The 14,318-nt window shown below is 74.4% G+C and carries 14 protein-coding genes; 5 read left to right on the top strand and 9 right to left on the bottom strand.

Annotated elements, in window-relative coordinates; translation table 11 throughout:
- The 3 genes from ACI79Y_RS15985 to ACI79Y_RS15975 form a co-directional block, all read left to right on the top strand.
- Positions 1-806, top strand: an 806-nt coding sequence (locus tag ACI79Y_RS15985; RefSeq protein ID WP_457159431.1) for a 4-hydroxybenzoate 3-monooxygenase, incomplete at its 5' end; no start/stop codon positions are given.
- Between the two features lie 342 nt (positions 807-1,148).
- The gene (locus ACI79Y_RS15980) at positions 1,149-1,358 is read left to right on the top strand and encodes a hypothetical protein (protein WP_457079751.1); all 210 of its coding nucleotides are present in this window, start codon (positions 1,149-1,151) and stop codon (positions 1,356-1,358) included.
- 137 nt (positions 1,359-1,495) lie between these two features.
- Positions 1,496-1,939: a hypothetical protein gene (locus ACI79Y_RS15975; protein ID WP_457159430.1), complete on the top strand. Its 444-nt coding sequence runs from the start codon at positions 1,496-1,498 to the stop codon at positions 1,937-1,939.
- Here the strand turns inward: ACI79Y_RS15975 and mftG are convergent.
- The 6 genes from mftG to ACI79Y_RS15945 form a co-directional block, all read right to left on the bottom strand.
- Positions 1,920-3,593: a mycofactocin dehydrogenase MftG gene (gene mftG, locus ACI79Y_RS15970; protein WP_457159429.1), complete on the bottom strand. Its 1,674-nt coding sequence runs from the start codon at positions 3,591-3,593 to the stop codon at positions 1,920-1,922. The genes ACI79Y_RS15975 and mftG overlap by 20 nt on opposite strands.
- Before the next feature lie 36 nt (positions 3,594-3,629).
- On the bottom strand, positions 3,630-4,499 hold the full coding sequence (locus ACI79Y_RS15965) for an MBL fold metallo-hydrolase (RefSeq protein ID WP_457159428.1): 870 nt from the start codon (positions 4,497-4,499) through the stop codon (positions 3,630-3,632).
- A gap of 23 nt (positions 4,500-4,522) precedes the next feature.
- The gene (locus ACI79Y_RS15960; RefSeq protein WP_457159427.1) at positions 4,523-5,881 is read right to left on the bottom strand and encodes a M23 family metallopeptidase; all 1,359 of its coding nucleotides are present in this window, start codon (positions 5,879-5,881) and stop codon (positions 4,523-4,525) included.
- Positions 5,882-6,112: 231 nt separating this feature from the next.
- Positions 6,113-6,940: an ATP-binding cassette domain-containing protein gene (locus ACI79Y_RS15955; protein ID WP_457159426.1), complete on the bottom strand. Its 828-nt coding sequence runs from the start codon at positions 6,938-6,940 to the stop codon at positions 6,113-6,115.
- Positions 6,937-7,992 carry an ABC transporter permease gene (locus tag ACI79Y_RS15950; protein WP_457159425.1) on the bottom strand — a complete coding sequence of 352 codons (1,056 nt, stop codon included), beginning with the start codon at positions 7,990-7,992 and terminating at the stop codon, positions 6,937-6,939. Before ACI79Y_RS15950 ends, ACI79Y_RS15955 begins: the two co-directional genes overlap by 4 nt.
- Before the next feature lie 20 nt (positions 7,993-8,012).
- A complete protein-coding gene (locus ACI79Y_RS15945) occupies positions 8,013-8,996 on the bottom strand; it encodes a sugar ABC transporter substrate-binding protein (protein ID WP_457159424.1) in 984 nt (327 codons plus the stop codon).
- Between the two features lie 258 nt (positions 8,997-9,254).
- Between ACI79Y_RS15945 and ACI79Y_RS15940 the strand changes: the two genes are divergently transcribed.
- Together ACI79Y_RS15940 and ACI79Y_RS15935 are read left to right on the top strand one after the other, a co-directional pair.
- A complete protein-coding gene (locus tag ACI79Y_RS15940; RefSeq protein ID WP_457159423.1) occupies positions 9,255-10,319 on the top strand; it encodes a Glu/Leu/Phe/Val family dehydrogenase in 1,065 nt (354 codons plus the stop codon).
- A 200-nt stretch (positions 10,320-10,519) separates the two neighbouring features.
- Entirely contained in the window at positions 10,520-10,738 is a 219-nt protein-coding gene (locus ACI79Y_RS15935; RefSeq protein WP_457159422.1) for a DUF3073 domain-containing protein, read from the top strand.
- 211 nt (positions 10,739-10,949) lie between these two features.
- Here ACI79Y_RS15935 and purM read toward each other — a convergent pair whose 3' ends face one another.
- The 3 genes from purM to ACI79Y_RS15920 all read right to left on the bottom strand — a co-directional run bounded on the left by purM (position 10,950) and on the right by ACI79Y_RS15920 (position 14,291).
- Positions 10,950-12,011, bottom strand: coding sequence for a phosphoribosylformylglycinamidine cyclo-ligase (purM, locus tag ACI79Y_RS15930; RefSeq protein ID WP_457159421.1), 1,062 nt, complete (start codon positions 12,009-12,011; stop codon positions 10,950-10,952).
- The gene (gene purF, locus ACI79Y_RS15925) at positions 12,008-13,567 is read right to left on the bottom strand and encodes an amidophosphoribosyltransferase (protein WP_457159420.1); all 1,560 of its coding nucleotides are present in this window, start codon (positions 13,565-13,567) and stop codon (positions 12,008-12,010) included. The genes purM and purF overlap by 4 nt, the downstream gene beginning before the upstream one ends.
- A 112-nt stretch (positions 13,568-13,679) precedes the next feature.
- The gene (locus tag ACI79Y_RS15920) at positions 13,680-14,291 is read right to left on the bottom strand and encodes an MBL fold metallo-hydrolase (RefSeq protein ID WP_457159419.1); all 612 of its coding nucleotides are present in this window, start codon (positions 14,289-14,291) and stop codon (positions 13,680-13,682) included.
- Positions 14,292-14,318: the final 27 nt, after the last annotated feature.

Here is a 14,318-nt window from a genome sequence, read left to right as displayed (position 1 = left end):
AGGTCTCCGACGTCTCCCCCGAGGACGTCGACGGTGACGCTCCCCGCATCCGCTTCACCGACGCCGCGGGCACGCCGCAGGTGCTGGAGTGCGACGTCGTCGTCGGCGCCGACGGCTTCCACGGCGTCTCCCGCCCGGTGGTCACCGCCGGCACGGCCGGCCGCACCTGGGAGCGCACCTACCCCTACGCCTGGCTGGGCATCCTGGCCGACGTCGCGCCGAGCGAGGACGAGCTGGTCTACGCCTGGCACCCCGACGGCTTCGCCCTGCTGTCGATGCGCTCACCGTCGGTGTCCCGGCTCTACCTGCAGGTCGACCCGGCGGAGAAGATCGAGGACTGGTCCGACGACCGGATCTGGGACGGGCTGTCGAGGCGGTTCGCGCTCGACGGCTGGGAGCTGCAGACCGGCCCGGTCACCGAGAAGTCGATCCTGCCGATGCGCTCGTTCGTCAGCGCGCCGATGCGCCGCGGCCGGCTGTTCCTCGCCGGCGACGCCGCGCACATCGTGCCGCCCACCGGGGCCAAGGGGCTCAACCTCGCCGTCGCCGACGTCACCCTGCTGGCCCAGGCCCTGGTCCGGCTGCTGGCCGAGGGCCGGACCGACCTGGTCGACGGCTACTCCGACCGCGCCCTGGCCCGGGTCTGGCGCTGCACGCACTTCTCCTGGTGGATGACCTCGATGCTGCACCGCTCCGGCGACGACTTCGACGCCGAGCTGCAGCTGTCCCAGCTGCGCCGGGTCTGCTCCTCCGAGGCCGCCGCCCGCGAGCTGGCGGAGAACTACACCGGCCTCCCCGTCGCCTGAGAGAGGAACGTCCTGCCCCCACCGCTCGCACGCTCGCCACGGCCCCACAGGAGGACCGTCAGATGACGGGGCCGGCGGCGGGCTCGGTGCACACCGACTGGGATGCCGCGTCGCTCACCGTCGTCGTCCTGACACCGCCCCACGGACTGGCCGTCGAGGGCCTCCCCGACCCGGAGGCGGTGGACGACGGACCTCTGGCAGACTCTGACCAGTCCGATCGTCCAGTTCGAGTCGACAGATCGATCGAATTGGCAGAGTGACCACACTCCTTCGCCGATCTTCGACGACTTCTGCCCCGGCGAGGCTCTGACACGGACCGGTTCACACCACTAACTTCCAGTCATGCTCTCGACGCTCTTCACCATCGCCGGCGTGCTCGTGGGGCTGCTCGTGCTGCTCACCCTGATCGTGCGGCTCAGCGCCCGGCCGGAGACCCGTGGACGGACGACCACGTCCCGCGCGCCGGGCTGGGTCGTCGACGCCGGCCAGCCGCACCCCGACGCCTGGTCGCCGCTGTCCCAGACGAGCACCCAGATCCGCGCCGTCCGCTGACCGGCGGGCACGACCCGCACCCGTCCTCCCTCCGCGCCGCCGCACCCGCATCGGGTCCGGCGGCGCCGGTGTCCCGGCTCCCGGCGAGCCGTATCGTGGCCGCCGGCGACGCGCACCCCAGCACCCTGGAGGACCCGATGGGAGCCCGGACCACCCGCGGGGCACGTCGCCGTGCGTCCGCCGCCGTGGCCGCCGCGGCACTGGCCCTCCTGCCGGGCTGCTCGGGCGAGGACGCCACCGAGGGCGCCGGGAGCACCAGCGCCGCCGCCACGGCGGGCCCCCCCGGGTCGTTCGCGCTGCCCTCGGGCTGGCCGGCGGAGAGCGTGCCGGTGCCGCCGGGCGGCTCGACCGAGGACACCTCCACCGCCCCGGACTCCCCGTCCTTCGTCGTCTTCGACGTCGGTGTCGAGGAGGCGATGGCCTTCTACCGCGAGACGCTCCCCGCCGAGGGCTGGCAGCTGCTCACCGACACCGCCGACCCCGCGATGCTGACCGCCGAGCAACGGGGCGTGCAGCTGCTCGTGCTCGGCTCCACCGACCCCGAGGTGGTCAGCGTGGTGCTCAGCCGGCCGGAGGGCTGAGCACCGCCGGCCCGCCGGTCATCAGCTCCGCGGCCCGCTCGCCGAGCATCACCGCGGTGGCAGCCGGGCCACGGGAGGTCACCCGCGGCATCACCGACGTGTCCACCACCCGCAGGCCACGCACCCCACGCACCCGCAGCTGCTGGTCGACGACCGCTCCAGGGTCGCTCTCCGGACCCATCCGGGCGGTGCCGGCCAGGTGGATCGCGGTCGCCAGGTGCCGGCGGGCCCAGCGGTCCAGCTGCCGGTCGTCGGCCAGCACGTCGTCCGGCAGGCCGGTCCGCCCACCCACGAGCGGCGCGAAGGCGGCCGTCGACAGCAGCTCGGCGGCCAGCCGCACCACCTCGCGCATGCGACGCCGGTCGGACTCCTCGGTGAGGTAGCGGTGCTCGATCCGCGGCTGCACCGTCGGGTCGGCGCTGACCAGGCTCAGCCGGCCACGGCTGTCCTCCTGCTGCAACGCGACGGCGAGGAACAGGTCCTCCCGCCGCCGGGCCTGGTCCAGCACCCGGTGCAGGGACGCGCCGCGCAGCGCCCGCAGCGTGGCTCCCGGCCGCTTCAGCGCCTCGGCGACCGGGGACCCGGGGGCGCGGTCCAGCAGCACCCGGCTGAACGGCTTCAGCCAGGGCATCACCTCGAGGTCGCCGGGGGTCGGTGACCCCGCCGACGTCGTGTGCAGCGCGCTGGACAGCGGCAGCAGGCCCCGCGGCGCGGGCAGCCGCCGCCGCGGCTGCCAGGTGACGTAGAGGTCCGGGTGGTCGGTGAAGTCCGCCCCCACCCCCGGGGCGTGCACCCGCACGGCCACACCGGCCGCCCGCAGCTGGTCGGCCGGGCCGATGCCCGAGAGCATCAGCAGCTGCGGGGTGGCCACCGCGCCGGCGGCGAGCACCACCTCCCCGGCGTGCACCGCACCGCGCTCGGTCTGCACCCCGATCGCCCGGTCGCCGGAGAACAGCACCCGGGTCACCCGGGTGTCCCCCCGCACGGTGAGCAGCGGCGAGCCGCGCCGCGGGGAGAGGTAGGCCATCGCGGTGTTCACCCGGACGCCGCCGGCGACGTTGACCGGCAGCGGCCCGTGTCCGGGCGCGCCGTCGGCGTTCTTGTCCGGCTCCGCCGGGAACCCGAGCTCCGCGCAGGCGGCGGTGAACGCCTCGGCGACCGGGTGCCCGGAGACCACCCGGCGCACCGGCATCGGTCCGCTGTCCCCGTGCACGGGTGAGCCGGGGTGGTCGGCGTCGGTCTCCGAGCGCCGGAAGGCCGGCAGCACCGCGTCGTAGGACCACAGGTCGTTGCCGTCCGCGGCCCAGCCGTCGAAGTCCGCCCGGGTGCCGCGGACGAAGTAGGTGCCGTTCACGGCGCTGGACCCGCCCAGCACCCGGCCGCGGACCACCGGGTAGCTCACGTCCTCGGCCAGCTGCGCGGTGTAGGTCCAGTTGGCGGGGTGCCCGGGGGTGACCGCCCCCAGGACGGCCGCGTCGCGCAGGGCCGGTGGGAAGTCGGCCGGCTGCGGGTGGTCGGCGCCGGCCTCCAGGACCAGCACGCGCCGGCCGGCATCGACCAGGCGGGCCGCCAGCGCGCACCCGGCCGAGCCGGCGCCCACGACCACGACGTCCCAGCCGACGACGTCCCGGTCGCGGTGCACTGTCCCGGTCACCCCGCCGACGCTAGGCGACGCCGCCCCCCGACACCCTCAGGTCAGGCGCACCGCGTCGTCACCGGCGGGCTCGACGCGCCCCTCGGCCCGCAGCTTGGCCAGCGTGGCCCGGGTCGACTGGGCGGCGGCCGGCCACACCGCGCGGGGCACGGCCGCGTAGACCTGCGCCACGATCTCGTCGACCGACCGCGGGCCCTCGGCCAGCGCGGCCAGCAGCTGCTCCTCCCGGTGGGCTCGGTGGGCCAGGTAGTACGCCAGCACGGCACCGGGGTCCACGGTCAGCTCCGGCCCGTGCCCGCAGTAGAGCGCTGCCGGGCCGAGGTCGTGCAGCCGGCGCAGCGACACGAGGTAGGCGAGCACGTCGCCCTCGGGGTGGGTGACCACCGACGTGCCCCGGCCCAGCACGGCGTCGCCCACCAGCACGGCGCCGGAGTCCAGCCGGAAGGCCAGGTGGTCGGCGGTGTGCCCTGGCGTGGGCACCACCCGCAGCGTCGTGCCGGCCAGCCGCAGCCGCTCCCCCGGCGCCAGCACCCGTCCGCGGGGCCCGGCCACCGCCGGCGTGGCGGCCGCCACCGGAGCGTCGAAGTGCCGCCCCCACGGCTGCGCCGCCTCGGCGTGGTCGCCGTGGTGGTGGGTGACCAGCACCGCCACCACCCGGGCGTCCCGGCCCACCAGGGCCTCCTGCACCGCGGCCAGGTGGGCGGGGTCGTCCGGTCCCGGGTCGACCACGACCACCTGCCCGCTGCCCGGCTCGCCCACCAGGTAGGTGTTGGTGCCGTCCAGCGTCATCGGCGAGGGGTTGGGGGCGAGCACCCGGGTCACCAGCGGCTCGGGGTCCGCGGTGCGGGGCAGCTCCCCGGGCGCGGGCAGCCCCCACCCCGCCCTGGGGTCCGGCGGGGTGGTCACCCGGGCACGCTAACCGGCGCCGGTCAGCAGCCGGAGATCGCGATGCCCCGGGCGCGCAACCAGGGCACCGGGTCGACCTGGCCGCTGTAGAGCGACCCGCCGGGGTGCACCTCGAAGTGCAGGTGGGGTCCGGTCGACTGGCCCCGGTTGCCCACCTCGGCGATCTGCTCGCCGACCTGCACCCGGTCACCGGTGGAGACGAAGAACTGGTTCACGTGGCCGTAGACGGTGATCGCGCCGTCGTCCCCGCGGATGTAGACCGCCAGCCCGAACCCGGTGGCAGGTCCGGCCCGGACGACCCGGCCGGTGGTCGCGGCGTAGATCGGCGTCCCGATCGGTGCGGCGATGTCCACCCCGAAGTGGGTCACCCCCCAGCGAGCCCCGTAGCAGCTGCTGGTCCGGCCACTGGCCGGGCGCACGTACCCGTGGCCACCGGTGTCGCTGCCTGCGTTGCTGCCTGCGTTGCTGCCTGCGTTGCTGCCTCCGTTGCTACCGGAGACGACCGCCGCCCGGGCCGCCGCCGCCGCGGCCTCGGCCGCCTCCCGGGCGCGGGCCGCGGCCTCCTCTTCGGCGCGCTTCTGCGCCTGCCACACCTCGAAGGCGTTGCGCTCCCCCTGCAGCTGCAGCAACCGCACCTGGGCGTCCTGCAGCTGCTGGTCCAGCGCGGCCTTCTGCGCCTCGATCTGGCCGACGGCGCTCTCCTGGGCAGCGAGCTGGGCGTCGGCCTCGGCCTTGGCCGCGGCGGCCTGCTCCTCCGCCGCAGCTGCCTCGTCGCGGGTGGTGCGGGCGGCGGCCTCGGCGGCCGCCTGCTGCTGCTCGGCGGTCTGCAGCGCGCCGAGCACGTCGAGCTGGTGGTCGGCGACGTACTGCAGGGTCGCGGCCTTGCGCACCAGCTCGCCGGGGCCCTCGACGTCCAGCAGCGCCGCCGCGCTGGTCAGCGAGCTGCCGTTCATGTACGTGTCGCGGGAGAAGTCCGCGATCCGTCCCCGCGCCTCGGTCACCGCGGCGACGGCGGCCGCCAGGTCCCGCATCGCCTGGTCGGCTGCCGCCTGGGCGAGCTGGCGCGACTCCTCCGCGGCCAGGTAGGCGGTGCCGGCCGCCTCGGCCAGGAACTGCACGCGCTCCAGCTCCGCCTCCGCGGCGGCGACCAGGCCGGCGATCCGGCCGACCTCGGCGGCCGCCTGCTCCTGGGCCGACTGGGCCTGGCCGAGCTGCTCGTCCGTGGGGTTCACCGGCTCGGCGACCGCCGGGCCTGCGCCGGCCGCCAGCAGGCCACCGGTCACGGCCAGGACGAGCAGCCGCGCCCGGACGCCGCTGGCCGGGCGGCGCCGCGGAGGGACCGGCAGGGCGGCACGGCGGAGGCGCAGTTGGACCTGCGGCATGGTCGCTCCCTGGGGAAGAGGGATGGACGTCGGGCTCAGCGAGGCTCGCACCGCCACCATCAGTCACAAAGGCAACACGCGGCGCAGTCGTCACCCCTCGCCCAGAACGGAGGGTGAGCGATCGTCAGCGTCGAGTTGTCGACCTGGCGCCCCGTGCCGGGATCCAGCACACCACGGGAGCGGATCTCGCGCCGCCCCCGGGCGTGTCCCTCCCCCGCTCCCGGCGCCCGGTCAGGCGCGTGGCGGACGCTGCAGCTCCTCCGCGAGCTGGGTGAGCTCGTCGCCGCCGGCCATCATCGTCGTCAGCTGCTCCGGGCTGACCTCGCCCTTGGCGAAGTCGCCCATGCTGCGGCCGCGGTTGAGCAGCAGGAACCGGTCACCCACCGGGTGGGCGTGGTGCGGGTTGTGCGTGATGAAGACGACACCGAGGCCACGGTCGCGCGCCTGGGCGATGTAGCGCAGCACGACGCCGGCCTGCTTCACACCCAGCGCCGACGTCGGCTCGTCGAGGATCAGCACCCGCGCGCCGAAGTGCACGGCCCGGGCGATCGCCACCGACTGGCGCTCACCGCCGGAGAGGGTGCCCACCGGCTGTTCCGGGTCGCGGATGTCGATGCCCATCGCGGCCAGCTCGCGCCGGGTCACCTGCCTGGCCGTCGCCCGGTCGAAGCGGCGGAACGGCCCCCAGCCGACGGTGGGCTCCGAACCGAGGAAGAAGTTCCGCCAGATCGACATCAGCGGGATCATCGCCAGGTCCTGGTAGACCGTGGCGATCCCGGCGTCCAGCGCGTCGCGCGGCGCCCCGAAGGTCACCGGTCGCCCGTCGAGCAGCAGCTCGCCGCGGGTCGGCCGGTGCACCCCGGACAGGACCTTGATCAGCGTCGACTTGCCCGCCCCGTTGTCGCCGAGGACGCAGGTCACCTCACCGGCCCGCACGGTGGTGGAGATGCCGTCGAGCGCGATGACCGAGCCGTAGTCCTTGCCGATGCCGCGCAGCTCGACCAGGGGCGTGCCGTCGGCCGGGCGCTCCCCGGCGCCGGTGCTCGTCGCCGTGCTCACCTCCGGGCCGCCTCGGCGTAGCGGCGCACCAGGCGGTTGCTGAGCACGGCCAGCAGCAGCATCGCGCCGAGGAAGAAGTAGAACCAGTCGGCGTCCCAGTTCAGGTAGACGATCCCCTGCTGGGTCATGCCGAAGACCAGGGCACCCAGCGCCGCCCCGATCGCGGAGCCGAACCCACCGGTGAGCAGGCAGCCACCGATCACCGCCGCCACGATGTAGATCAGCTCCTGCCCGGTGCCGGTGTTGGCCTGCACCGAGGTCAGCCGGACGGCGGTGATCGTGCCGACCAGCCAGCCCGCCCCGGCGGTGGTCATGAACAGCGTGATGGTGGTCCGCCGGGCGGGCACGCCCACGTTGCGGCTGGCGACGTCGTCACCGCCGGTGGCGAACACCCAGTTGCCGAAGCGGGTGCGCAGCAGCACCCAGCTGGCCACCGCGGTGACGCCCAGCCACCACAGCACCGCCACTCGGAACGGCTGGCCGAACACGTCGATCGTGGAGGCGAACACCAGCTCGGCCAGGTGGTAGCCGGGGGCGTCGGCCAGCCCCCGGACGATGACCGTGCCGGTGAACAGCTTGGTGAGCCCCAGGTTGAGGCCCTGGAGCATCAGGAAGGTGCCCAGCGTGATGATGAAGCTGGGCAGGCCGGTGCGGGTGACCAGCCAGCCGTTGAGGAAGCCGATCGCCAGGGCCACCACCAGGGCGGCGCCGATCGCGACCCAGATGTTCTGGTCCAGCTGCACCGCCACGATGCCAACGGTCAGCGCGCTGGTGCCGGTCATCACCCCGGCGGACAGGTCGAAGTGCCCGCCGATCATCAGCAGCGCGACCGCGACGGCCATGATGCCCAGCGTCGAGGCGACGTCGAGCCAGTTGGCGACGCCGCTCAGCGACCGGAACACCTGCGACTGCGACGCGAAGAAGGCGAAGATCACCACCGCACCGATCAGCGACCCGAGCTCCGGCTTGGCCAGCAGCCGCCGCCACCAGCCGACGGCGGCGACGCGCTCGTCGACGCGCGGCGGCGCGTCCGCCGGCGCGCCCTGCGCCACCCCTCCGGCCCCGTCCCTGCTCAGCGCGTGCCCTCCGCGGCGAGGTCGGCGATCGCGTCGACGTTGGTCGAGTCGACGATGCCCGGGCCGGTGAGCACCGGCTGCCCCCCGCCGACGGTGTTCAGGTTGTCCGCGTAGAGCTTGAGCATCACCACCGGCAGGTAGCCCTGCTCGTACTGCTGCTGGTCGACGGCGAAGGCGATCGAGCCGTCCTGGATCGCCTCGATCACGTCGCCGTTGAGGTCGAAGGTGGCGATCTCGGCGTCGACGGAGGCGTCCGAGGCAGCCGATGCGGCGACCGAGGCGACGGCGGAGTTGAGCGTGAGCACGGCGTCGATCGACGGGTCGCTCTGCAGCTGCGAGGTGATCGTCGACTGCGCGGCCTGCAGGTCGTTGATGTCGACCTGCAGCAGGCGGACGTCGCGCCCCAGGCCCTCCGACGCCCCGGCACACCGCTGCTCCAGGCCGATGTTGCCCGCCTCGTGGATCACGCACAGCACGTTCTGCGCGCCGTCGGCGGCCAGCCGCTCCCCGGCGCCCCGGCCGGCGATGACCTCGTCCTGGCCCACGTGCCCGATGGCGCCGAACTCGGCCGACCGCTCCGCGCCGGAGTTGATCGTGACCACCGGGATGCCGGCGTCGACGGCGGCGCTGATGGAGTCCTCCAGCGCGTCGGGGTTGGCCATCGAGACGACGAGGCCGTCGACCCCCTGGTTGACCGCGGCCTCGATGAGCTGCGACTGGCGCTGGGGGTCGCCGTCGCTCTGGTAATCGACGCCGATGCCGAGGTCGTCCCCGGCGGCCTCGGCCCCCTTCTGCACCACGTCCCAGAACGCGTCGCCCGCGGAACCGTGCGTCACCACCGCGAAGCTGAGGTCGCCGTCCGCACCGGAGGCGCCACCCCCGGAGCTGTCCGCCCCGCCACCGGAGTTCTCGGTGGAGCAGGCAGCGAGCACCAGGGGTGCGGCCAGCGCGAGCGCCAGCAGCCGCATGGGTCGGGCCATGTGTGCGTGTCCTCCTGTGTCGCGGCGCAGCGCTGCTCCGCTGGTTGCTCCCCGGCCGGCCCTGGACTCGGGCGATCGATCCGGGACGAAGTGTGCGGCACCGGGGGAACCGGCGCCCGTCATCAACCGTTGATCATGCCTCCACCTGCTGCCGGATGCGCCGCCGACCTCCCCGCCGAGACCAGGTCGTTGCCGAGCGCGCGCCGCGGCCGCGGCGACCCGGACCCGGGAGGGGACGGCGCGCCTAGGCTCCTCGCCGTGGACGTTCTCGGTTCCGGTCACGAACAGGTCGTCTTCTGCTCCGACCCCGGGTCGGGGCTGCGGGCGGTGATCGCCGTGTACTCCACGGCGCTGGGGCCGGCCCTCGGCGGCACCCGCTTCTTCCCGTACCCCTCCGAGGAGGCCGCGGTCACCGACGCGCTGGCCCTGTCGACGGCGATGGCCTACAAGAACAGCCTCGCCGGGCTGGACCTCGGCGGCGGCAAGGCGGTGATCATCGGCGATCCGCGCACCGACAAGACCGAGGCACTGCTGCGCGCCTACGGGCGGTTCGTGGAGAGCCTGGGCGGGCGGTACCTCACCGCCTGTGACGTCGGCACCTACAACGCCGACCTCGACGTCGTCGCCCGGGAGACCCGGTTCGCCCACGGCCGGTCGGAGGCCTTCGGCGGCTGCGGGGACTCCTCGGTGCTCACCGCCTTCGGCGTCTTCCAGGGCATGCGCGCCGCCGCCCAGCACCGCTGGGGCGCCCCGACGCTGGCCGGCCGCACCGTCGCGGTGGCCGGGGTGGGCAAGGTGGGCTCACACCTGGTCGACCGGCTGGTCGCCGACGGCGCGTCGGTCGTGGTCACCGACGTCGACCCGGCCGCGGTCGCCCGGGTGCGCAGCCGGCACCCGGAGGTCACCGCGGTCGCCGACACCGCCACGCTGGTGCGCACCCCGCACGACGTCTACGCCCCGTGCGCCCTCGGAGGCGCGCTGGACGACGAGACCGTCGCCGCCCTGCCCGCCGAGATCGTCTGCGGCGGCGCGAACAACCAGCTGGTCCACGAGGGCACGCCGGGGCTGCTGGCCGACCGCGGCATCCTCTACGCCCCCGACTACCTGGTGAACGCCGGCGGGGTGATCCAGGTCGAGGACGAGCGGCACGGCTTCTCCTTCGCCCGGGCCGAGGCGAAGACGACGACGATCTTCGACGTCGCCCTGCGGGTGTTCGCCGCCGCGGACGCCGACGGGGTCTCCCCCGCGGTCGCCGCCGACCGACTCGCCGAGGAGCGGATGAGCTCGGTGGGCCGGCTGGCGACGATCCGGCTGCCCCGCTGACCCGCCGCCCGGGGCCGCTCGGCGGGTGATCCCGGTCACCGGACCCCTCCAGACGAGGGGGCAGGGGATGCCGACGTGTGCCCGTGCCCCATCCGTGTCGTAAGCTCGGTCCAGGACACAGTCACTCAGTCGGGGTCGCCACACGGGCCGTCCAGCCCAGTGCTGGGCGACCCGCACTCCGTCACGAGGGGGTCGAGCCAATGGGGCGCGGCCGAGCGAAGGCCAAGCAGACACGCGTGGCCCGTGAGCTCAAGTACAGCTCACCCAACACCGACCTCACAGCCCTCCAGCGCGAACTCGCTGGTCAGCCGTCGTCCTTCCCCAGCCGGGGGCCCAAGGACGACGACGATGAGGACGAGGGCTACGCCGACCGCTGGGCGTCGGACGACGAGGACGACGGCTGGGCAGCCAGTCGTTGACCCGCTGACCCGACGGCTCCAGCAGCCGTTCGAACGCGAGGACACCGCCGGACCCCCGGGTCCGGCGGTGTCCTCGCGCGTCCCGGGGACGTCTCCTCCAGCCCGGGGACCGCGCTCAGTGGTTCACCCGAGCTCGCGCGACCCGCTCAGTTCGGCCCCGTCCCGAGGCTCGTGCCGAGCCTGCGAGGCATGAGGAGGACGGGGGCCTTTCTCAGCGGTAGTCGCCGCGGAGGGTGACCTCGGGGGCCGTCGTCGGCGACGTGGCCTCGGTCACCGTGCCGGCGACCCAGGACGGGACGCCGCGCCCGGCGAGCACCGCGACGGCCCGGTCGGCGTGCTCCGCGGCGACGGCGGCGACCATGCCCACACCGCAGTTGAAGGCCCGCTCGGACTCCGCGCGGGGGACGCCGTACTCCTCGAGCAGCCGCACCGCAGCGGGCAGCGCCCAGGTGCCGCGGTCCAGCTCGGCGGCCAGCCCGTCGGGGAGCACCCGGACGGTGTTGCCGGCCAGCCCGCCACCGGTGATGTGCGCGTAGGCGTGCACGGTCTCCACGCCGAGCTCCTCGACCAGCGCCAGGCAGTCCCGGGCGTAGATGCGGGTCGGCTCCAGCAGCACGTCACCCAGCGGGCGGTCCAGCCCGGCCGGGGTGGCGGTGAGGTCGAGCCCCGCGCGGTCGACCACCCGGCGCACCAGCGAGTACCCGTTGGAGTGGAAGCCCGAGGAGGCCATCGCGATCACCGCGTCACCGGCCCGGACCCGCTCCGGGCCGAGCACCGCGTCGGCCTCGACCACGCCGACCGCGGTGGCGGCCAGGTCGTACTCGTCGGCGTCCATCAGGTCGCCGTGCTCGGCGGTCTCCCCGCCGACCAGCGCGGCTCCGGCCTGCTGGCAGCCGGCGGCGATGCCGGTGACGATCGCGGCGATCCGCTCGGGGACGACCCGGCCACAGGCGACGTAGTCCTGCAAGAAGAGCGGCTCAGCGCCGCAGGCGACCAGGTCGTCGACGACCATCGCGACCAGGTCGATGCCGACGGTGTCGTGCCGGCCCAGCTGGCGGGCCAGCGCGATCTTGGTGCCGACGCCGTCGGTGGAGGAGGCCAGCAGCGGCTTGCGGTACTTCGCGGTGTCCAGCGCGAACAGCCCGGCGAACCCGCCGAGCCCGCCGACCACCTCGGGGCGGTTGGTCCGCTCGACGGCCGCGCGCATCAGCGTGACCGCACGCTCACCGGCGTCGATGTCGACGCCGGAGGCGGCGTAGGTGAACTCGCTCACGGCCGGGCCAGCGCCTCGTCCGCGCCGCCGGACACGGCGGGGCTGCCGGCCTGCTGACCGGTCCAGCCCGACACGGCGGGCACGTCGTCGGACAGCGTGCGCCGCCCGATGCCCTCGAGCACGTGCTTGCCGAGCACCTCCGGCTCGCCCAGCGGGATCGGGTACTCGCCGGTGAAGCAGGCGGTGCACAGCCGGTTGGCCGGCTGCTCGGTGGCGGCGATCAGGCCCTGCTCGGAGACGTAGCCCAGCGAGTCGGCGTTGATCGAGGCGCGCACGCCGTCGACGTCCAGGCCGTTGGCGACCAGCTCGGCACGGCTGGCGAAGTCGATGCCGTAGAAGCACGGCCACTTCACCGGCGGGGAGGAGATGCGCACGTGCACCTCGACGGCGCCGGCCTCCCGGAGCATCCGGATGAGCGCGCGCTGGGTGTTCCCGCGCACGATCGAGTCGTCGACGACGACCAGCCGCTTGCCGCGGATGACGTCGCGCAGCGGGTTGAGCTTCAGCCGGATGCCGAGCTGACGGATCGTCTGGCTGGGCTGGATGAAGGTGCGCCCGACGTAGGAGTTCTTCACCAGGCCCACGCCGTAGGGGATGCCGGAGGCCTCGGCGTAGCCGACCGCGGCCGGGGTGCCCGACTCCGGCACCGGGATGACCAGGTCGGCGTCGACCGGGTGCTCCCTGGCGAGCCGTCGGCCGACCTCGACCCGGGCCGCGTGCACGCCCCGGCCGGAGATCGTGGTGTCCGGCCGGGCGAGGTACACGTACTCGAAGACGCAGCCCTTGGGCTGGGCGACGGCGAAGTGCTGGCTGCGCAGCCCGTCCTCGTCGATGGCGATCAGCTCGCCCGGCTCGACCTCGCGCACGAAGGAGGCGCCGCAGATGTCCAGGGCCGCGGTCTCGCTCGCCACCACCCAGCCGCGCTCCAGCCGGCCGAGCACCAGCGGCCGCACGCCCTGCGGGTCGCGGGCGGCGTAGAGGGTGTGCTCGTCCATGAAGGTGAAGCTGAACGCGCCGCGCAGGCGGGGCAGCACCTCCATCGCCGCGGCCTCCACCGACGTGTCCGGCTTCGCGGCGATCAGCGAGGTGACCAGGTCCGAGTCGTTGGTCGCGACGAACGCCCCGGCCACGCCCTCGTCGGCCGCGGCGCTGGCGAGCTCGGCGGTGTTGACCAGGTTGCCGTTGTGGCACAGCGCCAGCCCGGTGCCGGCCTCGGTGGTGCGGAACGTCGGCTGGGCGTTCTCCCAGGTCGACGCGCCGGTGGTCGAGTACCGGGCGTGGCCGACGGCGATGTGACCGCGGAGACTGCCCAGCGTCGGCTCGTCGAAGACCTGGCTCACCAGGCCCATGTCCTTGTAGACCACGACCGAGGAGCCGTCGGACACCGCGATGCCGGCCGCCTCCTGACCGCGGTGCTGGAGGGCGTAGAGACCGAAGTAGGTCAGCTTCGCGACCTCCTCCCCCGGGGCCCAGACGCCGAAGACGCCACAGGCGTCCTGGGGACCGGGGGAATGGGGGTCGAGGTCGTGCGTCAGCCGTCCGTCACCGCGAGGCACCCGTCGAGCGTACCGGGGGCAGGGGCCCGGCCGCGTCCCGCCCGGGTGGGGTGCCTCACCCTCCCGGGCGGGACGACGTCGTCCGGAACGCCCGGCTCAGCCGGGACCACGATCAGGAGATGTTGCCGATCTCGGCGTTGATCGTGGTGTCGTCGCCGTGCCCGGTGTGCACCACGGTGTCCCCGTGCAGGCTCATCAGCCGCGACCGGATCGAGGTCAGGATCGTCGGCTTGTCGCTGAACGAGCGGCCGGTGGCTCCCGGCCCCCCGCAGAACAGGGTGTCGCCGGTGAAGACGGCCCTCAGGTCCGGGGCGTGCAGGCAGGTGCTCCCCGGCGAGTGCCCGGGGGTGTGCAGCGCCTCCAGGGTGGTGCCGGCCACCCGGAACCGGGCGTGGTCGGCCAGCTCACCGTCGGGCGCGCTGTCGGGGTGCACGACGTCCCACAGCATCCGGTCGGCCGGGTGGAACCAGATGGGTGCGTCGACCGCCGCCCGCAGGTCGACCGCGGCGGTGATGTGGTCGTTGTGCCCGTGGGTCAGCACGATGGCCCGGACCTTGCGCCCGCCGATCGCCTCGACGATCGGCTCGACCCGGTGCGGGGCGTCGACGACGAGCACCTCGTCGTCATCGCCCACGAACCAGACGTTGTTGTCGACGTCGAAGTCCTGGCCGTCGAGGCTGAACACCCCGCTGATGACGGCCTTCTCGATGCGAACCTGGCTCACTGCTCGACTCCCCGCTCGTTCCGCTCC

This window comes from Modestobacter sp. SYSU DS0875, from assembly GCF_054050915.1.
Note: the sequence above shows the minus strand (reverse complement) of the source record. Positions and strands in the feature narration are given on the sequence as shown.

Excerpts from the sequence above, each read along its gene's own strand:
- ACI79Y_RS15980 (WP_457079751.1), top strand. The coding sequence starts at position 1,149 with ATGCTCTCGACGCTCTTCACCATCGCCGGCGTGCTCGTGGGGCTGCTC.
- ACI79Y_RS15960 (WP_457159427.1), bottom strand. The coding sequence starts at position 5,881 with ATGCCGCAGGTCCAACTGCGCCTCCGCCGTGCCGCCCTGCCGGTCCCT.
- ACI79Y_RS15935 (WP_457159422.1), top strand. The coding sequence starts at position 10,520 with ATGGGGCGCGGCCGAGCGAAGGCCAAGCAGACACGCGTGGCCCGTGAG.
- ACI79Y_RS15975 (WP_457159430.1), top strand. The coding sequence starts at position 1,496 with ATGGGAGCCCGGACCACCCGCGGGGCACGTCGCCGTGCGTCCGCCGCC.
- ACI79Y_RS15945 (WP_457159424.1), bottom strand. The coding sequence starts at position 8,996 with ATGGCCCGACCCATGCGGCTGCTGGCGCTCGCGCTGGCCGCACCCCTG.